This is a genomic window from Rhodoferax sp. GW821-FHT10B06, assembly GCF_059415605.1.
This window is the reverse complement of record NZ_JBWKNO010000029.1, coordinates 1-20835: the sequence shown is the minus strand read 5'-3', so window position 1 is coordinate 20835 and position 20835 is coordinate 1. Positions and strand designations below refer to the sequence as shown.

General features: G+C 65.3%; 19 protein-coding genes. 15 read left to right on the top strand and 4 right to left on the bottom strand.

Features of this window, described 5'->3' with window-relative positions:
- The first annotated feature begins 18 nt into the window (after positions 1-18).
- From cobO to AC07O2_RS25540, 11 genes are all read left to right on the top strand, one after another.
- Entirely contained in the window at positions 19-588 is a 570-nt protein-coding gene (gene cobO, locus AC07O2_RS25590; protein ID WP_116604232.1) for a cob(I)yrinic acid a,c-diamide adenosyltransferase, read from the top strand.
- Between the two features lie 177 nt (positions 589-765).
- Positions 766-1605, top strand: coding sequence for an ABC transporter ATP-binding protein (locus AC07O2_RS25585; protein WP_495234928.1), 840 nt, complete (start codon positions 766-768; stop codon positions 1603-1605).
- 30 nt (positions 1606-1635) lie between these two features.
- The gene (locus AC07O2_RS25580; protein ID WP_495234927.1) at positions 1636-2610 is read left to right on the top strand and encodes an ABC transporter substrate-binding protein; all 975 of its coding nucleotides are present in this window, start codon (positions 1636-1638) and stop codon (positions 2608-2610) included.
- Positions 2611-2624: 14 nt separating this feature from the next.
- Positions 2625-3665 carry a FecCD family ABC transporter permease gene (locus AC07O2_RS25575; RefSeq protein WP_495234926.1) on the top strand — a complete coding sequence of 347 codons (1041 nt, stop codon included), beginning with the start codon at positions 2625-2627 and terminating at the stop codon, positions 3663-3665.
- A 43-nt stretch (positions 3666-3708) separates the two neighbouring features.
- Entirely contained in the window at positions 3709-4761 is a 1053-nt protein-coding gene (gene cobW, locus AC07O2_RS25570) for a cobalamin biosynthesis protein CobW (protein WP_495234925.1), read from the top strand.
- Between the two features lie 22 nt (positions 4762-4783).
- On the top strand, positions 4784-8569 hold the full coding sequence (gene cobN / locus AC07O2_RS25565) for a cobaltochelatase subunit CobN (protein ID WP_495234924.1): 3786 nt from the start codon (positions 4784-4786) through the stop codon (positions 8567-8569).
- Complete coding sequence (locus tag AC07O2_RS25560) at positions 8566-9627, top strand: magnesium chelatase ATPase subunit I (RefSeq protein WP_495234923.1); 1062 nt, start codon at positions 8566-8568, stop codon at positions 9625-9627. Before cobN ends, AC07O2_RS25560 begins: the two co-directional genes overlap by 4 nt.
- A 122-nt stretch (positions 9628-9749) precedes the next feature.
- Complete coding sequence (locus AC07O2_RS25555; protein WP_495234922.1) at positions 9750-10286, top strand: vWA domain-containing protein; 537 nt, start codon at positions 9750-9752, stop codon at positions 10284-10286.
- Positions 10287-10295: 9 nt separating this feature from the next.
- Positions 10296-10706 carry a DUF1636 family protein gene (locus AC07O2_RS25550; RefSeq protein WP_495103975.1) on the top strand — a complete coding sequence of 137 codons (411 nt, stop codon included), beginning with the start codon at positions 10296-10298 and terminating at the stop codon, positions 10704-10706.
- 41 nt (positions 10707-10747) lie between these two features.
- On the top strand, positions 10748-10942 hold the full coding sequence (locus AC07O2_RS25545; protein ID WP_495098342.1) for a CbtB domain-containing protein: 195 nt from the start codon (positions 10748-10750) through the stop codon (positions 10940-10942).
- 185 nt (positions 10943-11127) lie between these two features.
- A complete protein-coding gene (locus AC07O2_RS25540; protein WP_495234921.1) occupies positions 11128-11937 on the top strand; it encodes a CbtA family protein in 810 nt (269 codons plus the stop codon).
- Between the two features lie 65 nt (positions 11938-12002).
- Here the strand turns inward: AC07O2_RS25540 and AC07O2_RS25535 are convergent, their stop codons facing one another.
- Genes AC07O2_RS25535 through AC07O2_RS25520 form a run of 4 tightly spaced genes read right to left on the bottom strand, consistent with a single transcriptional unit; the run spans position 12003 to position 16502 of the window.
- A complete protein-coding gene (locus tag AC07O2_RS25535; protein ID WP_495234920.1) occupies positions 12003-13604 on the bottom strand; it encodes a rhodanese-related sulfurtransferase in 1602 nt (533 codons plus the stop codon).
- Positions 13601-14206 carry a cysteine dioxygenase family protein gene (locus AC07O2_RS25530; protein ID WP_495234919.1) on the bottom strand — a complete coding sequence of 202 codons (606 nt, stop codon included), beginning with the start codon at positions 14204-14206 and terminating at the stop codon, positions 13601-13603. The genes AC07O2_RS25535 and AC07O2_RS25530 overlap by 4 nt, the downstream gene beginning before the upstream one ends.
- A gap of 29 nt (positions 14207-14235) precedes the next feature.
- The gene (locus AC07O2_RS25525; protein WP_495234918.1) at positions 14236-15231 is read right to left on the bottom strand and encodes an ABC transporter substrate-binding protein; all 996 of its coding nucleotides are present in this window, start codon (positions 15229-15231) and stop codon (positions 14236-14238) included.
- A 23-nt stretch (positions 15232-15254) separates the two neighbouring features.
- Complete coding sequence (locus AC07O2_RS25520) at positions 15255-16502, bottom strand: acyl-CoA dehydrogenase family protein (protein ID WP_495234917.1); 1248 nt, start codon at positions 16500-16502, stop codon at positions 15255-15257.
- A 166-nt stretch (positions 16503-16668) separates the two neighbouring features.
- On the opposite strand from AC07O2_RS25520, the gene AC07O2_RS25515 reads away from it, so the two are divergent.
- The 4 genes from AC07O2_RS25515 to AC07O2_RS25500 are packed head-to-tail and all read left to right on the top strand — an operon-like array spanning position 16669 to position 20672.
- Positions 16669-17673 (top strand): ABC transporter substrate-binding protein, encoded by a 1005-nt coding sequence (locus tag AC07O2_RS25515; protein ID WP_495234933.1) that lies wholly within the window; start codon positions 16669-16671, stop codon positions 17671-17673.
- Positions 17674-17730: 57 nt separating this feature from the next.
- On the top strand, positions 17731-18840 hold the full coding sequence (locus AC07O2_RS25510) for an LLM class flavin-dependent oxidoreductase (protein WP_495234916.1): 1110 nt from the start codon (positions 17731-17733) through the stop codon (positions 18838-18840).
- Entirely contained in the window at positions 18837-19664 is an 828-nt protein-coding gene (locus tag AC07O2_RS25505; protein WP_495234915.1) for a class II aldolase/adducin family protein, read from the top strand. The genes AC07O2_RS25510 and AC07O2_RS25505 overlap by 4 nt, the downstream gene beginning before the upstream one ends.
- A 54-nt stretch (positions 19665-19718) precedes the next feature.
- Positions 19719-20672, top strand: coding sequence for an ABC transporter substrate-binding protein (locus AC07O2_RS25500; protein ID WP_495234914.1), 954 nt, complete (start codon positions 19719-19721; stop codon positions 20670-20672).
- Positions 20673-20835: the final 163 nt, after the last annotated feature.

Here is a 20835-nt window from a genome sequence, read left to right as displayed (position 1 = left end):
CTTCACAAGGACAACCCCATGGAAATTGAATCTCCCCCGCTGCTGCGCGACACCCCCAAGCCCCAGGGCGAACGGCGCGGCCTGGTCATCGTCCACACCGGCACCGGCAAGGGCAAGAGCACGGCCGCCTTCGGCCTGGCCCTGCGCGCCCATGGCCGCGGCAAGACGGTCAAGGTCTACCAGTTCATGAAGGTCCCGACTGCGCGTTTTGGCGAGCACCGCTTGTTCGAGCAGTTGGGCATTCCCATCGTCGGCCTGGGCGACGGCTTCAGCTGGAAGAGCCGCGACCTCGACCATTCGGCCGAACTGGCACAGGCCGGCTGGGCCCAGGCCGAGGCCACGGTACGCGCTGGCGAACATTTCATGGTGGTGCTGGACGAGATCATGTACCCGCTGCGCTATGGCTGGATCGCACTGGAGCCGGTGCTGGCCTGCTTGCGCGAACGTCCGCCCCATGTACACGTGGTGCTGACCGGCCGCGGCGCACCCGCCGAGCTGGTCGAGCTGGCCGACACCGTGACCGAGATGACGCTGATCAAGCACCATTTCAAGGCCGGCGTGCCCGCGCAGCGCGGCATCGAAGACTAAGAGGCTGAGAGTCTTTTGTCCATGCCCGCCTTGCACGCCCAAACACACCAGCTCGTCGTTGCAAATGCGCGCCATAGCCCGAGCTATGGCTGTGCTTTGCGCCTAGATCTGGCGCGTTTTGATGCACCTTTCGGGCACGCCCAAAAAACTCTCAGCCTCTGAGCATTTGTTATTGCGATGACCACATTCCCTCCCCCCACCGAGCCGCTGCTGGAAGTGCAGGCCGTGTCGCTGCAGCGCCAGGGCACGGCGGTGCTGAGCCAGGTCTCGGTGTCCGTGTCGTTTGGCGCGCACATCGCGCTGGTGGGGCCGAACGGTTCGGGCAAGACCAGCCTGCTGCAGGTGATGGCTGGGCGGCTTCAACCCAGCGCAGGCCGGGTGCTGGTGGGCGGCCAGGATCTCGCGCAGATGCCCGGCATGCAGCGCGCGCGCCAGCTGGCGGTAGTGCACCAGCACGAGCAGGTGCATGGCCAGCTGCGGGTGCGCGACTACGTGGCCCTGGGCCGCACGCCGTATCCCGAGGCCAGCCGCGATGAAAACGCGCAAGTGGTCAGCGACGCACTGCAGCGCTGCCGGCTGGACGGGTTGCAGGACCGCCTGATGCGCAGCCTGTCGGGCGGCGAGCAGCAACGGGCTGCCATCGCCCGTGCCATCGCGCAGCAGCCGCGCATCCTGCTGCTCGACGAGCCCACCAACCACCTCGATCTGCGTACCCGTGCCGACATGCTGGACCTGCTGACCGGGCTGGGCGTGACCGTGGTGGCGGCCCTGCACGAGCTGAGCCTGGTGCAGCGTTTCGCCCACCGCGTGCTGCTGCTGGGCCAGGGCCGGGTGGTGGCCGAAGACCTGCCGTCCAAGGTGTTGACCAAAGAGCTGGTACTGGGCAACTTCGGCATGGACGTGTTCTACCTGCCGCTGCCGCACCGCGAGCATGAAATTGCTGTATTTGAATCACCGCAGACCGCGCATAAGCCGCTGCATGCCACGCGGCCCCATGCCCGGCCGCGGGCACACTGATGTTTAACCCTTGAAGCAAAGAAAAAAACCATGGCATTTACCGTGCGTCGTTGGAAGTTCCGCCCTGTTGTGCACCTGCTGCTGGGCGCGGCATCGCTGTGGGTTACCGGCGTGCAGGCCCAGACCTTCCCGGTGACGGTGGACAGCTGCGGTGAAAAACTCACTTTCGCCGCACCGCCCAAGGCCGCGCTGGTCCACGACATCAATATGACCGATATGGCGCTGTCGCTGGGCTTGCAAAAGAGCATGGTGGGTGTCAGCGGCATCAGCGGCTGGTACAAGATGAGCCCCGAGTTCAAACAGGCGCTGGGCAATATCCGCGAGATTGCACCCAAACAGCCGACCCTGGAAAATATCCTGGCCGCCAACCCCGACTTCTTTTTTGCCGGCTGGAACTACGGCATGAAGGTGGGCGGCGACGTCACGCCGACCACGCTGCAGAAGTACAAGATCCCCACTTTGGTGTTGTCCGAGAGCTGCATCCATGTGGACAAGGCACGCCCGCGCGCATCCATGGACCTGCTGTACGGCGACTACCTCAAGCTGGGCACCATCTTCGGCAAAGAGGCCGAAGCCAAGGCCCAGATCGAGGGCTGGAAGCAGCGTCTGGCGCGCCTGCCCAAGGCCGCGGGCAAGCAGCCTCTGCGCATGTTCCTGTTCGATTCGGGCGAAGACAAGCCCTTCACCGCAGGTAAGTACGCCATTCCCACCGCCATGATGGAGGCCGCTGGCGGCCGCAATGTGATGGACGATGTGGAAACCAGCTGGGGCACGGTGTCGTGGGAGTCGGTGGCCGCGCGTAACCCCGAGTTCCTGGTGCTGCTGGACTACCAGAACGACGGCGGCGCCGACAAGCTGCTGCAGCTCCTGCAAAAGCATCCGCTGATGCAGCACACCGATGCGGTAAAGAACAAGCGCTTTGTAGCCCTGCGCTATGAAGAGCTGACGCCCGGCCCGGCTAATATCGGCGCCATCGAAAAGATCGCCAAGGCAGCCACCCGTTGAACACCTCGACCACCATGCTGTCTGCATCCCGCTGGCTGACCGGCGGGCCTGCACCGGTGCGCGTGGCGCTGCTGTTGGTGGCGCTGGTCTGCGTAGGCATGGTGTCGGTGGTGTCTGGGTCTACCCCCGTGGGCCTGTCTGAGGTGGGGCACAGCCTGGGCCTGCTGCTCAGCGGCGCAGGCGATGCGCGCTACAGCATGGTGGACCGCATCGTGGTCGATCTGCGCCTGCCGCGCATGCTGCTGGCCATCCTGGTCGGTGGCGGCCTGGCGCTGGTCGGCGCTTTGCTGCAGACGGCCACGCGCAATGACTTGTCCGACCCGTATCTGTTCGGCCTGTCCTCCGGTTCGGCCGCAGGGGCGGTGGGGGTGATCACGCTGACCGGCGAGGTACTGGGCATCTGGACGCTGCCGCTGGCGGCGTTTGTGGGCGGCATGGCCTCGGTGGCCGTCGTCTTGTTGCTGCTGCGCCGTTACCGCAGCCACACGCCGGAGCGGATGATTCTGGCGGGCCTGTCGGTGTCGTTCCTGTTCACTGCGCTGACCTATTACTTCACCTTTCTCGGCGACCAGCGGGCTGCGCAGTCGGTGCTGTTCTGGACCATGGGGGGCCTGGGTTCGGCGCGTTGGGACAACCTGTTTGTGCCCTTGCTGGGCCTGCTGGTGCTGGCGGTTTTTTGCTGGCGCAAGCTGGGCGCACTGGATGCGATGCTGGCCGGCGAGAACACCGCGCACAGCCTGGGCATCAACCCGCAGCGCCTGCGTATCCAGGTGTTTGTGGTCTGCGCATTTGCCACCGCCTGCTTTGTGGCGGTGTCGGGTGTGATCGGCTTTGTCGGCCTGATGGTGCCGCACCTGGCGCGCGCGCTGGCCGGCGCCTTGCACCGTGGCATGCTGGGCCTGGCGGTGCTGATGGGCGCGCTGCTGCTGTTGCTCAGCGATGTGGTGTGCCGCACCGTGCTGGCGCCGCAGGAGCTGCCGGTGGGCATCATCACCGCCAGCCTGGGCGCGCTGTTTGTGATGTACACCTTGCTGCACCAGCCCGACGCGGCGTGACAGCACTTTTTATTCTTTGAATTCTGTTTTGAAAGACTGCACCATGCAAACCCGCAAGATCCCCGCCACCATCGTCACCGGCTTTCTGGGCAGTGGCAAGACCACGCTGCTGCGCAACCTGCTGACCAACGCGCAGGGCCGTCGCATTGCGGTCATCGTCAACGAGTTTGGCGAGCTGGGCATCGACGGCGAACTGCTGCGCGGCTGCGGCATTGGCTGCGATGAAAACGGTGTCGAAAACGGCCAGCTGTTCGAGCTGGCCAACGGCTGCCTGTGCTGCACGGTGCAAGAAGAATTTGCCCCGGTGATGGAGCAGCTGGCCGCGCGCCGCGACCAGATCGACTATCTGGTTATCGAGACCTCGGGCCTGGCCCTGCCCAAGCCCCTGGTGCAAGCCTTCCAGTGGCCCGCGCTGCGCAATGCCTTCACCGTGGACGCGGTGATCACCGTGGTGGATGCGCCTGCTGTGGCAGCCGGTGACTTTGCCGACGACCCGGTAGCCGTGGATGCCCAGCGCCGCGCCGACGACAACCTGGACCATGATTCACCGCTGCACGAATTGTTCGAAGACCAGTTGGCCACCGCCGACCTGGTGATCGTGCACAAGGTGGATGGCATGGATGCAGCCGCGCTCGCAGCGGTGGAAGCCACCATCCGTGCCGAGGCACCTGCGGGTGTGAAGCTGGTGCGGGCATCGCACGGTAAAGTGCCCATGGACGTACTGCTGGGGCTGGAGCGCGCAGTAGAGGATGTGATCGACCAACGCAAGACCCACCACGACGAGGAAGAAGACCACGACCACGACGCTTTTGACTCGGTCTCCGTCACCCTGGAGGTGACGGACCGCAACCGTCTGCTGGCGGTGCTGACCAGTCTGGTGGAGCGCCACGAGATTTACCGCGTCAAAGGCTTCGTTGCCTTGCCTGGCGCGGCCATGCGCCTGGTGGTGCAAGGTGTGGGCCGCCGTTTCGACAGCTACTTTGACCGGTCTTGGTCTGGCAGCGAGATGCGTGCAACCCGGCTGGTGTTGATTGGCGACCACCTGGACCAGGCAGCGCTGCAAAGCGAAATCTCCGCCGCCCTGCAACAAGCCTGAAGCGCAACGAGGCCAGACCACCATGCATTTGCTGTCCACCCGCCCCGGCGGCCACGTAGAAGACAACGGGCTGGGCGTGGTGCGCGTGGAGCAGACGCCGGGCGACATCGTTGTGTTGAGCGCGGCTGACACTACCTTGTCCTTGCTGGCCGATGTGGCGGCAGGGTTGGATGCCAGCTACCCCTCGGTACGGCTGGCGAACCTGATGTGGCTGCGCCAGCCCGCGTCCATGGACCTGTACGTGGACGACGTGCTGCGCCATGCGCGCGTGCTCATCATCGACCACCTAGGTAGCCCCAGCGACTGGGCCTATGTGGTGGAGCAAGCCGTGGCGCTGGCGAGTGCGCACGGTCTGTGGCTGGCAATGTTTTCGGGCGACTGGACGGAAGACCCGCAACTGCTGCTGCGCAGCACGGCGTCGGCTGAAGACTGCCGCCAGCTGTGGCGCTGCCTGCGCGAAGGCGGGCGGGAAAATGCACAGAGCTTTTTTGCGCTGATCGGCCATACGGTGTTCGGCCAGGGCACCCGACCGCCAGCGGCGGTGACCTTGCCACCCGCCCTGGTCTACCAGGCCCCGCAAGCCCTGCCGCACTATGCAGATGCGCCGACAGCGCTGTTGGTGTTTTACCGGGTCCATGTGCAGGCCGGCAATACGGCGCTGTTCGATGCCGTGCTGACGGCTCTGGCCGAGGCGGGTTTGAATGCAATTGCCTTGGCGGTGGACTCGCTTAAGAACCCCGCCAGCTTTGCTGTTCTGCAGGCGCTGGCCGCCGAGCACCAGGTGGCTGTGGTGTTGAATGCCACCAGCTTCGCACTGGCTTCGCTGGACGGCAGCGACGATACACAGACCGATGCTCCGTTGGCCGGCGATGCGCCGGTGCTGCAGCTCATCACTGCCGGCTGCTCGCACGAGCAGTGGCTGGCCGATCCCCATGGCCTGGCGCCGCGCGACTTGGCCATGCAGGTGGTGCTGCCCGAGGTGGATGGCCGCATCGGCACCCGCGCCATCAGCTTCAAGGGGTTGGCCTGGCGCTGCGAACGCACCCAAGTGGATGTGGTGCGCTACCAGCCTGAGCCCGAACGCATAACCTTTGTGGCCGATCTCGCACGCCGTTGGTGCGTATTGCGCTATAAAAAGAATAGTGAAAAGCGCGTCGCGCTGATCCTGGCCAATTACCCTAACGACGACTCTCGTCTGGCCAACGGCGTGGGCCTGGACACGCCAGCCTCCACCGTGGTCATTCTGGAGGCGCTGCGCGATGCCGGTTACGCCACAGGCGACTTGCCGCAGGACGGCAATGCGCTGATGGCGCAGCTGGTGCGCGGCGTGACCAACAATGTGCAAGCCAACGACCACCGCCCCGTCGGTCAGAGCTTGGCCATGGCCGACTACCTGGCGGACTTCCATGCGCTGCCGGTCGCCAGCCAGGATGCGGTAAATGCGCTATGGGGCTCGCCCGCGCAGGACCCGATGGTGCGCAGCGGGCGCTTCATGGTCTCCGGCCAACGCTACGGCAATGTGTTTGTGGGCAACCAGCCTGCACGCGGCCGCGACCTGGACCTGGTCGCCAGCTACCACGATGCCGATCTGGTGCCCACCCACAACTACCTGGCCTTCTACTTCTGGCTGCGCCGCGCCTATGCGGTGGACGCCGTGGTGCATGTGGGCAAGCACGGCAATCTGGAATGGCTGCCCGGCAAAAGCGTGGCCTTGGGTGCGGCCTGCTGGCCCGACGCCATCCTGGGCCCACTGCCGCATCTGTACCCCTTTATCGTCAACGACCCGGGCGAGGGCAGCCAGGCCAAGCGGCGCACCCAGGCCGTCATCATCGATCACTTGATGCCTGCCATGACCCGCTCTGAGACCTACGGCCCGCTGCAGGCGCTAGAGCGGCAGATGGACGAGTACTACGAAGCACTGTCCCTGGACCCGCGCCGTGCCAGGCTGCTGCGTACCAGCATTCTGGACAGTGTGCTGGAACACAAGCTGCACGAGGAATTGGGCTTCCAGCGCCCGGCAGACGACACCCAACGTGAAGCCCTGCTGCAGCGGCTGGACGCTTATTTGTGTGAGATCAAGGAGTCACAGATACGTGACGGCTTGCACACCCTGGGCCGCTCGCCGCAAGGCCGCCAGCGCACCGACACGTTGGTGGCCTTGGCCCGCTTCCCGGGTGGCAAGAATGTGGGGCAGGGCAGCCTGTTGGTGGCTTTGGCACAAGACCTGGGACTGCATGGTTTTGATGTGCTCAGCCCCGATTGGGTAGCACCCTGGACCGGCCCGCGTCCGGTCCTGCTGCAGCAGGTCAGCGACGAGGCCTGGCGCCACGCCGGCCACACACGCGAACGGCTGGAGTTGTTGGCAAAGCAGTTGGTGGAAGAGGACCAAGCCCTGGATCCGCAAGCCTGGCCGCTGGCCGTCGCCGTCATGCAGCGCCTGCACCACACGCTGAGCCCGCGCCTGGATGCCTGCGGCCCGAATGAAATTGCGCAGCTGCTGCGCGGCCTGGATGGGCGCTTTGTACCGGCTGGCCCCAGCGGTGCGCCCTCGCGCGGGCGGCCCGATGTGCTGCCCACCGGGCGTAATTTCTACGCCGTGGATACGCGTGCCGTGCCCACGCCCACTGCCTATGCCATGGGCTCTACGGCAGCCGACCGGGTGGTGGAGCGCCATCTGCAAGACCATGGCTGTTTCCCCGCTTCGGTGGGCCTGTCGGTCTGGGGGACCAGCACCATGCGCACCGGCGGGGAGGATATTGCCCAGGCGTTTGCGCTGCTGGGCGTACGGCCCAAATGGGCGGCGGGCAGTACCCGGGTGGTGGATGTCGAGGTGATGCCCATGGGCATCAAGGGCCGGCCGCGCATCGACGTGACGCTGCGGGTGTCCGGCTTCTTCCGCGATGCTTTTCCTAACGTGATCGATCTGTTCGACACCGCCGTGCGTGCGGTAGCGGCTATCTCGGAAGAAGACGAGCCGGACGAGGTGAACCCTATCCGCGCCCGGGTACGGCGCGAAGCCGCCGAGGCCGAGGCCGCTGGCATGGCTGCCGAAGAGGCCCAGCGCCAGGCCAGCTGGCGCGTCTTTGGCCCGCGCCCCGGTGGCTACGGTGCCGGTCTGCAGGAGCTGATGGACAGCGGCCGCTGGCAAGACGGTGCCGACCTAGCGCAAGCCTATTTGCGCGCCGGTGCCTATGCCTACGGGCAGGATGCGCATGGAACAGCCGCGCGGGCTGCTTTTGAGCAGCGGCTTTCGGGTCTGGACACGGTGCTGCACAACCAGGACAACCGCGAGCATGACATCCTCGACTCGGACGATTACTACCAGTTCCAGGGCGGCATGGCGGTAGCCGTGCAGCAGCTGGCAGGGGCGCAGCCTACGCTGTACCACGGTGATTTCAGCGTACCCGGCGCGCCACGCATCCGCACACTGGGTGAAGAGGTGGCGCGGGTCGTGCGTTCGCGGGCGGTCAACCCCAAGTGGCTGGACGGCATCAAGCGCCACGGCTACAAAGGCGCGTTCGAGATCGCCGCCACGGTGGATTTCCTGTTTGCCTTTGACGCCACCACCGGCGTGGTGGGCGACCACCAGTACGCGTTGGTGGCCGATGCCTATTTGCACGATGACGCCACGCGTGAATTTTTGCAGCAGAACAACCCCGGGGCTCTGCGCAGCATTGGCGAGCGTCTGCTGGAAGCCATGCGGCGTGGCCTGTGGGCCGAGCCCGGTGAACACCGCGAGCGTATTGAAGAGCATTTGCTGGCGCTGGAGCACCGGCTGGAAGAATCTGAAGAAAGACCTATGCCATGACACCTCTTGATACGGCCGAGCGCGCGGTATTCCCGTTCACCGCGCTGGTGGGCCAGCAGGCTTTGCAGCGCGCGCTGCTGCTGGTTGCCATCGACCCCAGCATAAGTGGTGTGCTGATCAGCGGCCCGCGTGGCACGGCCAAGTCCACCGCCGCGCGGGCCCTGGCGGCCATGTTGCCGCAAGCACCGTTTGTGACGCTGCCGCTGGCGGCCAGCCTGGAGCAACTGGTGGGCACGCTGGACGTGGAAGAAGTGCTGCGTAACCAGGGTCAGGGCCAGCTGCGCCTGGCACCAGGCCTGGTGGCGCGCGCCCACAACGGTGTGCTGTATGTGGACGAGGTGAACCTGTTGCCCGATGCGCTTGTCGATGCACTGCTGGACGTGGCTGCCAGCGGTGTGAATACGGTGGAGCGTGACGGCATCTCGCAGCAGCATGCCGCGCGCTTTGTGCTGGTTGGCACCATGAACCCCGAAGAGGGTGAGTTGCGGCCCCAGCTGCTGGACCGTTTTGGCCTGTCGGTGGCCCTGGATAATCCGCGAGACCCGCAGCAGCGCCAAGCCATTTTGCGCATCCGCTTGGCCTTTGACGAAAACCCGCAGGCCCTGTTGAAAGCCCATGCGGCCGAGTTGCAGCGTTTGTCCGCCACGGTCGCTGCCGCCCGTGCGTTATTGGCGAGCCTGGACTGGCCGGACGAGGTATTGGCACGGGCCGCCCAGTTGGCAATGGAAGCAGGCGTGGACGGCATGCGTGCGGACCTGGTGATGCTGCGCGCAGCACGTGCCTTGGCCGCGCTGGAGGGCCGCGATGGCGTGACAGCGCAAGACGTAGATGCGGTGGCCGAATTTGCGCTGGCGCACCGCCGAGGCGAAGCGCTGGGTGCACCGCCCTCGGGGCAGCGGTCAGAGCCTGCGCCCGCCGCATCGCGTTTGCCGCCGCCCGGCCGTTCCCAAGCTCAGGCCCTGCCACAGCCGGAGGGTGACTGGGGTGCCTTGCCGGCCGAGCCCACGCCTACCGTGCAGGTGGCATCCCTGGGGGGCTGGCCGCCAAAAAAAGCCTGAGCCACCCCGGCCGACGTCCCACTACGGGGCGCAGCGGCCGGCGGTGGCGTAGCCCCACATTGCATCCATCACCCGCGCAAGCAGGAGCCCCTGCCGGGCAAACCACTGGCACGATTGCTTGGTTGCCTACTCTGCTGGCCAAGGGGCCCCAGCCGCTGTCGCGCGCGCACTTGCGCCGCCGTCCGTTGCTGGCCATACCGCCGCAACTGCATCTGATCGTGTTGGACACCTCGGGTTCCATGCGCCAAGGCGGGCGGCTGGCACTGGCCAAGGGTTTTGCGACGCAGTTGATCGAACAGGCTGCGCGCGCGGGTGAGCATGTAGGCTTGCTGTGCTTTGGTGGTGCGGGCGTGGAGTGGCTGCTGCCACCCGGTCCGGCCCGTGCCGCGGGTGCCATGCGCGTACGGCAACGTGGCGGTGGCGGTGGCACACCCCTGGTGCAGGCCTTGGCCGCAGCACAAAGCGCGCTGTGCAAGTCGCGACAGCCTGTGCTATGGCTGCTGACCGATGGCCGCACGCTGGAGCAGCCAGCCGCTCCCCAAGGTGCGGCGCACACCGTGATTGTGGATTTTGAAGACCCACGGCGCGCACTTGGCCGTTGTGCTGTCTGGGCGGCGCGCTGGGGCGCCGAACACCGGGTGGCCCAGGCTTATGTATGAGATGGATGTATGACTGAAACGAACCTGAACGCCGTACCCGCACCGATAACCGAAGTCATCGTATGCACGACCTGCCGGCCTGCTGATGTGCCGCGCGACCAGCCCGCGCCCGGTGCCGCGCTGTTTGAAGCCGTGCAAATCGCCGCATGGGATGTTGACCCTGCGCAGTTGGCCCAGGTGCGCATACGCGGCGTGGAATGCATGACGGGCTGCAACCGTGCCTGCACCGTCACCTTCCAGGCTGCCGGCAAGTACCTGTATTACTTTGGCGACTTGGCGGCAGATACCGAAACGGCCCAGCACATTGTGGCCTGTGCCCAGTTGCACTCCCAAGCACCTGACGGTACGCTGTTGCGCAATGACAGGCCCACGCGCCTGCGTAACGGCATATTGGCGCGCATACCGCCCTTGGCGGCGTAAATGCGTATTTACTGTTTTTAAGTTTTTCAATGGAGAGCACTATGACCGAAACCACCCACACCACGACACCCGGCGCAGCCGGTACCCGCAGCGCAGCGCGCAGCCTTCTTCTTCAACTGGCCGCAGCTGCGGCGCTGGGCATGGTGGTTCTCTACGGCGTGGCATTCGCCGAAAGCCCGCTGATGCATAACGCCGCACACGACGTGCGCCACATCACCGTCAAGCCTTGCCATTGATTTGGCTCACCCCCAGGCTGCACGCTGCGCGTTTTCGCCAACCCCCCTCGCATCGGTTTAGAAAACCGATGCGACACGCAGGGGGCGCATCCAGTGGCCTGGCAAAGCCAGTTCCACGGATGCCTTGGGAGGCGTGCGCTCTGGCTATGACCTGGGTCTACGACATTTGAATACCGGGGGAAGAGATGATTTTTCAAAAATTAGTATGGGCCGGCTTGGCCGTCGCGCTAGTGGTGGGCAGCGTGGAAACCGGCGTTCAGCGCTGGCAGGCCGCGCCGCTGATCCTGGCGGCCGAGGTGTATGAAGATCAGAAGGCGGAAGTACCGGCGCCTGTTGATGCCTTGACGGCACCTGCGCATGCCGGGGCGGCTGTGGCCGAACATGAGCATGAGCACGGTACAAGCAAGGAATGGGAGCCTGAAAACGGTGCCGAACGCATTGGCTGGACCTGGGTGGCCAATGTGCTGCACGCCTTCAGCATGGCTTTGCTGGTATTTGCGGTGATGGGTGTGTGGTTGTACCAGCGTGGCACCCAGCTGGCGTCGTTGCCGCTGGCCTGCCTGGTGGCTGCAGCGGGTGGCATCAGCTTCAACCTCTGGCCCTCTCTCGGCTTGCATGCCGAAGTACCGGGCATGGAAGCCGCGCCTTTGCATGCGCGTCAGCTCTGGTGGGTTCTGTCGGTGGGTAGTGCCGCTTTGGCGTGCGCCGTACTAGGCTTCGGCCGCGGTGCCTGGCGCTGGATTGCAGCCGCCGCACTGCTGGCCTTGCCTTTCGTGGTGGGCGCACCCGAACTGGAAGGCGACGCCCTGGCTGGCTTCGGCCCCGAGGCGCATGCCGCTTTGGAGACACTGGGCAAGCAGTTCATCTGGGCTACCAGCTGGGTGGCGTTGAGCTTCTGGGTCAGCCTGGGACTGGCCTGTGGCCTGACATTCAAGCGCTGGTTGCAGCCGGCCGTGCTGGAGGCCATTCAAGGCGCGGGACTGAAAGCGGCTTGAGCAGAGGAAGATTTTTCGAAGTCCGTCGCATCGCGAGCAGCGCCCGGCGGCAAGGTGCTGCTCTCTCAAATTACCTTGAAATGGTGCGTGGCGTCGCGGCCCAGCTGCGCCACCAGGCCAAACTCCCAGTCCAGATAGGCCTGCATGGCCTCGGCAGGGGCATCCGTTCCTTCATAAGGGCGGCGGTAGCGGTCGGTGCGTGGCACGGCCAGGCGCTCTTCCCCGGTTGCCGTGGGTAGACCTGCGGCAAACCAGGCGGCATTGCCACCCGCCAGCACATGTATTTCGGCATCGCTGCCACGGGCTCGGAGCAGCGCGCGCAGGTCTTGTTCGGCAAAGCGTGCCAGCAGGCTGCTGCTGCAGGTCAGCACATAGCGCGGTGCCGCAGGAATGCGGTCCAGCGCCTGCGCCAGTTGCGCACGGATGACAAACCAGGCGCCAGGAATATGCTTTTTAACGTGGTTGACGCTGGTGGTTACATTGAGCAAGGCGACCGAGCTGGGGTTTTCATCCAGCCACTGCGCCAGCACGGCCGGCGTGATTTCTGGGGTACTCGGCTCTGGTGCGTGCGCAGCAGCTTCTGCACCTTGCTCACTGAAGAGAGAGCTTGCCGGCTTCTCCAACACATAGACCTCCCATCCCATCTGGGCCAGCCAGGACGCACTCATGGGGGCGCGTACGCCGTCTTTGTCCGCCAGAACAATGCGGGCACCGCGCACAGGCACGTGGTGGTCGGTCTCCTGTACTAGCTGTCCGCCAGGGGCGCTGCCAAAGCCGGGGATGTGGCCGGCCGCATATTCCTCCGGTGTACGCACGTCAAAACGGTAGACGGTGCGCCCAGGTGCTTCCAGCGAAGCCAGCGCGCCATGCGCAATCCACCGTACGCCGGCTTTCTCGGCCACGCTGCGTGCCTGGACTTGGGCCGTAGCGGCGTGCGCAGCGTCGGGCTCGGGGGCCTGGCGCGTTGCGCCATGGTCCAGTTGCTGGCCTGCGAGCTTCCAGCCTATGGTGCCGTTGCGCAGGGCTGCGATCGGGTTGGGTAGACCGGCGTTGACCAAAGACTGGGTGCCGATGATGCTGCGGGTACGGCCTGCGCAGTTGACGATGATCTGTGTCTTTGGGTTGGGGGCCAGCTCCCGCGCGCGCAGCACTAGCTCGGCCCCCGGTACGCTGGTGGCGGTGGGGATGCTCATGGTCTGGTATTCGTCGAAACGGCGCGCGTCCAGCACCACCACGTCGGCTTTCGCATCGATCAGGGCCTTTACCTCCTGGGCCGATAGTGACGGCGTGTGGCGCTCGTGTTCCACCAGCTCGCCAAAGGATTTGCTGGGCACGTTGACGTCGCGGAACAGCTCGCCACCGGCGGTGCGCCAGCCTTCCAGTCCGCCCTCCAGCAGATGTACCTGGGTATAGCCCAGAGCTTGCAGTCGTTGGGTTGCCAGGGGCGCAAGGTCAACTCCGTCATGGGTGCCATAGACCACGATTAGCGTGTCGCGGCGCGGAATGCGGCGCCAGGCCTCCAGTTCTATGCGGGACAGGGGCAGATTGGCAGCCCATAGTGGATGCTCTTGCGCGAAAGGGTCCTCCTCGCGCACATCGAGCAGGGCGATTTCATGGCGGGCGAGCAAGTGCGCGCGGATGTCGGAAAAGGATAGAGAGGCGGTCATGCTTGTCTAAGTTCCAAGGAGCGGTCCCAGAGATTGGGCAGGGTGGTATTGCTGTAGCCAGAGACAAAGGGCTTGCGCCCGCCTTCGGAGGGATAGGTGTGGCGTTGCACGGCGCCGATGTTGGCGCCATAGACATGGATGCTGATGGACACGCGGTCGTCGTAGGCGTTGTGCACGCGGTGGATATCGCCTATGCGGGGTGATACGGCTTCTACCTGGCCTGGTTCCAGCCGCACGCCGGCACCGTCTGGCACGCTGCGGCCATCTGCCTGCAGGCGCCAGGGCTGGCTGTATTCGGCACCGCGCAGCATGCCGATCAAGCCCCAGACCGTGTGGTCATGCACCGGCGTGGCCTGGCCCGGCCCCCACACAAAGCTCACCACAGAGAAGCGCTCGGTGGAGTCCGCATGCAGCAGGTACTGCCGGTAGTGCGTAGGGTGGGGTTCTGCGTAGGCGGCGGGCAGCCAGCCGTCTTGCGTCACCAGCGTGCGCAGCAGGGCGCTGCCTTGTTTAAGAATACTAGGCTCGTCGGCTTCGCGGTCCAGCAAGCGCCCGAAGGCGGTTACGAAGTCGCGCAGCGGTGCGATGGGGTTGGTGCTCATGGGCGGTGTGGGACAAAAGATAGGGTACTTCAGCGTGTCCACACCTGGGCATCGGTGATGGCGCGGACGTCTACGCGCGTGGGCAAAATGCCGTCGCGGGCCGAACGGTCGGCCACTTTTTGCAAGGCAGCCACGTCGGCTTCGCTGACCGGCCGGCTGCTGACCGCCGCGCGCGCTGTAATCGTACGCGCATTGTCTAGCGGCAAGCGCGTCAACTGGCTGTAGACCTGGGCAAAGGCTTCGGCATTGGCCTGGGCCCATTCACCCGCACGGCCCAGCCGGGCAAGAAAGTCGGCAATGGCGGCGCGTTTGTTCGCGTCGGCCAGCGCAGGCTCGCTGGCGGTGATGAAGGCCAGCGCAGAGTTGATGCCGCGTCCATCGCGCAGGATGCGCCCGCCCTGCTGCGTGGCGACTGCGTAATAGGGGTCAAAAATCGCCCAGGCATCGATCTGGCGGGAGGCAAAGGCTATGGCAGCGTCGGTCGGCAACACAAAACGTACATTGACTTCTTCACGGCCGACTCCAGCCTCCTCCAGCGCACCATACAGCTGGTACTGCGAAATGCTGCCGCGTGCCGACGACACCACCACACTGCGCCCGCGCAGATCGCGCACGCTGCGGATGGGCGAGTCTGTCTGCACCACGATGCCCAGCGATTCAGGCAGGCCGACACGGGTGGCGACTATTTTCAGCGGCGTGCGGCCAACGGCGGCGGCCAGGACCGGCAAGTCACCCGCAATGGCGGTATCCACCGCCGCACTGCGCTGCGCCTCGAACAGTGGTGCCGCGCCCTGGAAGTTGGCCCAGCGGTAGCTGTAGGGCGCGCCCTCCAGGGCCTTTGATGCGTCGAACAAGGCCCGCAGGCCGCCTGCCTGGTCGCCCAGAACCAGCGTGGTGCCGGGGGCTATGGTGCTGCCCGCTTGTACGGGCAGGGTGGTTGCGCCCAGGCCCAGCAGGCCGGCCATGGACAGGCCTTGTTGCAGCAGGTGTCGGCGTGTGGGGAGAGGGGTGTTTTTAGTGGGCATTGATGTCTTCGGTTGGCGGATGTTTAAGAAGTCGAGGCCTGTAGGGCGGATTTGCCTGCGGCCACCAGCGCGGAGTCGTTCTGCGGCGTGTGCACGCGGCCGCACAGCACGTCGCGGTAGTGGCGCTCCAGTGGGTTGTGCCGCGTGAGCCCGTGGTTGCCACTGAGCTGTAGCGCAATCTCCACGGCGCGGATGGCGTTGTTGGTGGTGGTGTACTTCAGCAGGCCGCTGTCGCTAGGCGAGGGTGTGCGCCCAGCGTCCACCTCGCTGCCCGTGTGGTCCAGCAGCACGCGGTTGCTGTGCAGCAGTGCGGCGATTTCGCCCACATGCTCCTGCACGCGCGGCAGGCTGGCCAGTGCTGCCCCCAAGTTGGCGGGGTTGCGGGTACGCAGAAAATCGCACAGCCAGTCGTATGCCGCCCGGGCTACGGCGTCGTAGATGCTGCCCAGCAGCACGCCCATCCAGGCCTGCTGGGTGGCATAGTGCTTGGCCAGATCCGCGCCTTCAGACCAGCCGGCTGGCGGCCGCAGATCGACTGCAAACTCGGGTGCAATGTGCACGTTTTCAAAGACCACCTCGTGGCTGCCCGAGGCGCGCAGGCCCAGGTGGTCCCAGCTCTCCACCACGCGCACGCCGGGTGCATCGCGTGGCACCAGAAAGTTGCCCACGCGTGGCGTGGGTTCGTCCGTGCGGCCCCATACGGACAACCAGCGCAGCCCGGCGATGCCTGTGGTGTAGAGCTTGTGCCCATTCAGCGTCCAGCCCGTTGCGGTGGCTGTCCCCACGGTGTCGGGCAGGCCACCACGCGCTGGTGAGCCCAGTGCGGGTTCGACACGCAGGGCGTTGATCAGGGCACCGGTTTGCACGCCGTCGCGCAGCACCTGGTCGCGTACCGCCGCTGGCCAGCGGCAGTCCTTGCTGCGCAGCGCTAAATGCTGCAGATAGGTCATGGTGAGTACCAGGGCCGTGGCCGGCTCGCCCTTGGCCACCGCTGCGATCACCCTGCGGGCGGTGGTCAAGGTGGCGGCACTCCCGCCCAAGGCAGTGGGTGCCAGCAAGCCCACCAGGCCATGCTGCTGCAGCGTGGCGAAGTTGCCGTGTGGAAATTCGGCGCTCGCGTCCAGATTTGCGGCACCGGCCGCGAATTGGGTCGAGAGCTGCGCGAGCAAGGCGGGATTGTGAGCCGATGCGTAGGGGGCCAAGGTAGGGGGCGCATCGGCTTCCAATAGCGTGGGCACTGCAGCAAAGCGATGCAAGATAGTGGAAGACATGGTGGCGAAGTTAAGCGCTGCGCCTGGGCTGGACAACAAAGTTTCTTGCATATCGATGTGCGAGTTTCTACGTTGGCATATCGGCGTCTGAGGCTTACGCTGCAGGCTTCTTCGTTCTTGCAGCAAAGCGTCAACCACCATGCAATCTTCTCGTTTTCACGCTACTGTGTCGCCGCTTTCGGGGTGGTCGCGACGCCAGTGGTTGCAAACCGCTGCATTAGGCGCAATGGCCTCCGTGGGCGGTGCTGCGTATGCTGCCAACGCCGCGGCGGACCTCTCCGGTGTGACTCTGCGCATCGGTACTTACAAAGGTCTGTGGCGGCCCTTGCTGCAAGCCGCCGGGCAGGCGGACACGCCTTACCGTATCGACTGGCGTGAGATCAACAACGGCGTGCTGCACATCGAGGCCATCAATGGCGATGCGCTGGACGTGGGCTCGGGTAGCGAAATTCCGGCGGTCTTCGCAGCGCGCCAAAAGGCCAGTGTGCGCTTCATCGCCGCCACCCGTGAAGACCTGAACAACCAGGTCACCCTGGCCCGCAAGGATGCGCCAATCCAGAAGATCGCCGACCTCAAAGGCAAGCGCGTGGGCTATGTGCGCGCCACCACGTCGCACTACTTTCTGAGCAAGCAGCTGGCCGAGGCGGGCCTGGGGTTCAACGACATCCAGGCCGTTAGTCTCACTCCGGCTGATGGGCTGTCGGCCTTCGCGCGTGGCGATCTGGATGCCTGGGCCATCTACGGCTACAACGGGCAGATTGCGCGTACGCAGTACGGTGCCCGCCCCATCAAAACAGGGCTGGGTTATTTGTCTGGCAACTTCCCGGTGTATGCGAACCCGCGCGCCGTGGACGACCCGCGCCGCCACGCCGCCATCACGGACTATTTGCTGCGCCTGCAGCGCTCCTACGTGTGGGCCAACGCCAACTATCTGTCCTATGCCCGTGCCCAGGCGGCAGAGACCCGGGTGCCGGTGGGCGACCTGGTGGAGCTGTTCAATGGCCGCAGCACCGACTACAGCCTGGGCCCCGTCAACGACACCATTGTGCAAAGCCACCAGGATGTGGCCGACACCTTCCAGCGCCTGGGCGTACTGGACGGGCCCGCCACAGTGGCCCCGTTCTGGGAGCGCAGCTTTGGCAAGGCCCTGGCGGCACGCGCTGCTGCCTGAACCTACCAACTTCCTTCACACACATCCCCTACCTGATTACTTCAAGGAGCACTTTTCATGAGCTACGGCCCTATTGAATTCATTGGCATGATCCAGAGCCAGAAGGTCTCGGAGATCCACGCGGCGCGAGGCCCGGCCATCGACCGCGACTACGTACGCGCCTTTGCCCAGGCACATGAAGCAGCGGGCTTTGACCGCATCCTGGTGCCCCACCATTCCACCAGCCCGGACGCTACGCTGACCGTTGCCTACGCAGCCTCGGTCACCGAGCGCATCCACTTCATGCTGGCACATCGACCAGGCTTTGTGGCTCCCACGCTGGCAGCCCGCCAGTTTGCTTCGCTGGACCAGTTCAGTGGCGGCCGGCTGGCAGTGCACTACATCTCGGGCGGCTCGGACGAAGAGCAGCAGCGCGATGGCGACTGGTTGGACCACGACCAACGCTACGCCCGTACCGACGAATACCTTGACGTGCTGCGCAAGGTGTGGACGGCCGACAAACCCTTTGACCACCAGGGCGCGCACTACCACTTCCGCAATGCGTACTCCGATGTGAAGCCGGTGCAAACGCACAACGGCAAGCCCCATGTACCGGTGTACTTCGGCGGTGCGTCGGAGGCCGCGATTCCGGTGGCGGGCAAATATGCCGACGTGTACGCCCTGTGGGGCGAGTCGCTGGACCAGGTGCGCGAACTAACCACCCGCGTGCGTGCAGAAGCCGCCAAGCATGGCCGCACGGTACGCTTCTCGGTCTCGTTCCGCCCCATCCTGGCCGAGACGGAAGAGAAGGCCTGGGCACGTGCCGAAGCCATCTTGGCCGAGACCAAGCGCCTGCGCGTGGTACAGGGCTTTGGCCGCGGCGGTCCGCAGCAGAGCGAGGGCGCCAAGCGCCTGCTGGCTGCGGCCGACAAGGGCACACGGCTGGACAAGCGGCTTTGGACCGCGATTGCGCAAGAGATTGGCGGCCGCTCCAACAGCACGGCGCTGGTCGGCACGCCCGAGCAGGTGGCCGATGCCCTGCTGGACTACTACGACCTGGGCGTCACCACCTTCCTGATCCGCGGTTTCGACCCACTGGAGGACGCGATTGACTACGGGCGTGCATTGATTCCGCGCACCCGCGCCCTGGTGGCCGAGCGCATCGCCGCGCAAAGGAAAGCAGCATGAGCGCCGTGTTGTCCATCGACCGCACTGCGGCAGCTACGCAACTGCGCTTCAACCCCCGTCCGCAGCAGAAGTTCTGGTTTGACCCACCCGCGCTGCGCACCAGCGTGGAGGCCGAGCGCCGCCACCGGCAGGAGCGCCTGGCTGGCGCCTTTCGCCTGTTCGCCCGCTTCGGTTTTGCGCAGGGGCTGGCAGGGCACATCACCGCCCGCGACCCCGAGCTGACGGACCATTTCTGGGTCAACCCGCTGGGTCTGCATTTTTCGCGCATCAAGGTGTCGGACCTGCTGCTGGTCAACGCCAAGGGCGAAACCGTGATTGGCAACCGCCCGCTGAACAAGGCCGCGTTTGCCATCCACGCCGCCATCCACGAATACAACCCCAAGATCATTGCCGCAGCCCACACACACTCGATCTATGGCAAGGCCTGGTCCACCCTGGGCCGCAAGCTGGACACGCTGACGCAAGACAGCTGCGCCTTCCACGGCGACATAGCTTTGTTCGACGACTTCACCGGCATGGTGGTAGACGACAGCGAGGGCCTGCGCATTGCCAAGGCCGTAGGCGACGGTAAGGGCGCCATCCTGCAAAACCACGGCATCCTGACCGCTGGCCCCAGTGTGGAAGCCGCCGCCTGGTGGTACATCGCGCTGGAAAACGCCTGCCACACCCAGCTGCTGGCCGAAGCCGCCGGCACGCCCAAGCCGATCGACGAAGCGGTGGCGCAGCACACGCACAGCCAGATCGGCGGCCCCGAGGGCGCGCTGCATGCCTTTGAAAGCCTGTATGAGGGCCTGGTCGAAGCCGAGCCCGAATTGCTGGACTGAGCAGCAGCCCATCGTTGGGCACCGTTATTGATATTGCAATTCAAGCCAAGTTTTATGCACACACCACCGAACCGCCGTCGCCAGTTTCTGACCCATGCGGTGGGCGCAGCGTCCGCGCTGGCCCTGCCCGTCTTTGCGCAGACACGCCCCGTGCTGAAGGCCGGCGACCAGAAGGGCGGCTTGCGCGCGCTGCTGGAAGCGGCGGGCGCCCTGGACGGCATTGCCTATGACATCCAGTGGTCGGAGTTCCCAGCCGCCGCGCCGTTGGCCGAGGCGCTGAACGCTGGTGCGGTGGATTCCGGCCCCATTGGCGATGCCCCGCTGATCTTTGCGCTGGCAGCGGGCGCACGGGTGAAGGCCATCGGCGCGAACCGCTCCGACTCCTATGGCACGGCGGTGCTGGTGCGGCCGGATTCGCCGCTGAAGGGCGTGGCCGACCTGAAGGGCCGCAGCGTGGCCACCAACCGTGGCTCCATCGGCCACTACATCACGCTCAAGGCCATCACCCAGGCCGGGCTGGCGCCCGAAGACGTGAACTTCCGCTTCCTGGCGCCCGCAGACGCCAAGCTGGCGCTCACCCAGGGCTCGGTCGATGCCTGGGCGACCTGGGAGCCGTACACCGCCCTGGCCGAGACCAGCCGCCACGCGCGCGTGCTGGTCAGCGGGCGCGGCTTGCTGCCCGGGCTGAGCTACCTGGCCGCTACCGACACGGCCATCGCCAGCAAGCGCGCTGTGCTGCAGGACTTCTTGCAACGCGTGGTGCGTGCCCAGCAATGGTCGTATAAGCATGTGGACGCATATTCGGCCGCGCTGGCCCGCATCATCGGAATTCCGCCCGAGGCGGCCAAGCTGCAGTTCGAACGCCGCCAGCAGCAGTGGATACCCATCAACACCCAGGTCATCGCCGACCAACAGGGCACGGCAGATTTTTACCAGCAGGTGGGCCTGATCAAGCAGGTGCTGGACGTGAAGGGGACTTTTGACACGGGCTTTGGACTGGTCAGCTAGGACGCCGACTTAGAGCGGCTAACAAAAGCCTGTCATCGTCAAACGTACGACACGCGATTCGCGACAAGAGGCTTTTGCTATCCACTCTTAGAGCGGCTAACAAAACGGGGAAAGTCTACGAAGGCAGATGACACAACAAGCCAGGGAAAGCAAGGCCGTATGA

Excerpts from the sequence above, each read along its gene's own strand:
- AC07O2_RS25540 (WP_495234921.1), top strand. The coding sequence starts at position 11,128 with ATGATTTTTCAAAAATTAGTATGGGCCGGCTTGGCCGTCGCGCTAGTG.
- AC07O2_RS25535 (WP_495234920.1), bottom strand. The coding sequence starts at position 13,604 with ATGACCGCCTCTCTATCCTTTTCCGACATCCGCGCGCACTTGCTCGCC.
- AC07O2_RS25585 (WP_495234928.1), top strand. The coding sequence starts at position 766 with ATGACCACATTCCCTCCCCCCACCGAGCCGCTGCTGGAAGTGCAGGCC.
- AC07O2_RS25520 (WP_495234917.1), bottom strand. The coding sequence starts at position 16,502 with ATGTCTTCCACTATCTTGCATCGCTTTGCTGCAGTGCCCACGCTATTG.
- AC07O2_RS25510 (WP_495234916.1), top strand. The coding sequence starts at position 17,731 with ATGAGCTACGGCCCTATTGAATTCATTGGCATGATCCAGAGCCAGAAG.
- AC07O2_RS25500 (WP_495234914.1), top strand. The coding sequence starts at position 19,719 with ATGCACACACCACCGAACCGCCGTCGCCAGTTTCTGACCCATGCGGTG.
- cobW (WP_495234925.1), top strand. The coding sequence starts at position 3,709 with ATGCAAACCCGCAAGATCCCCGCCACCATCGTCACCGGCTTTCTGGGC.
- AC07O2_RS25525 (WP_495234918.1), bottom strand. The coding sequence starts at position 15,231 with ATGCCCACTAAAAACACCCCTCTCCCCACACGCCGACACCTGCTGCAA.
- cobN (WP_495234924.1), top strand. The coding sequence starts at position 4,784 with ATGCATTTGCTGTCCACCCGCCCCGGCGGCCACGTAGAAGACAACGGG.
- AC07O2_RS25530 (WP_495234919.1), bottom strand. The coding sequence starts at position 14,206 with ATGAGCACCAACCCCATCGCACCGCTGCGCGACTTCGTAACCGCCTTC.
- AC07O2_RS25550 (WP_495103975.1), top strand. The coding sequence starts at position 10,296 with ATGACTGAAACGAACCTGAACGCCGTACCCGCACCGATAACCGAAGTC.
- AC07O2_RS25580 (WP_495234927.1), top strand. The coding sequence starts at position 1,636 with ATGGCATTTACCGTGCGTCGTTGGAAGTTCCGCCCTGTTGTGCACCTG.
- AC07O2_RS25545 (WP_495098342.1), top strand. The coding sequence starts at position 10,748 with ATGACCGAAACCACCCACACCACGACACCCGGCGCAGCCGGTACCCGC.
- cobO (WP_116604232.1), top strand. The coding sequence starts at position 19 with ATGGAAATTGAATCTCCCCCGCTGCTGCGCGACACCCCCAAGCCCCAG.
- AC07O2_RS25505 (WP_495234915.1), top strand. The coding sequence starts at position 18,837 with ATGAGCGCCGTGTTGTCCATCGACCGCACTGCGGCAGCTACGCAACTG.
- AC07O2_RS25575 (WP_495234926.1), top strand. The coding sequence starts at position 2,625 with ATGCTGTCTGCATCCCGCTGGCTGACCGGCGGGCCTGCACCGGTGCGC.
- AC07O2_RS25560 (WP_495234923.1), top strand. The coding sequence starts at position 8,566 with ATGACACCTCTTGATACGGCCGAGCGCGCGGTATTCCCGTTCACCGCG.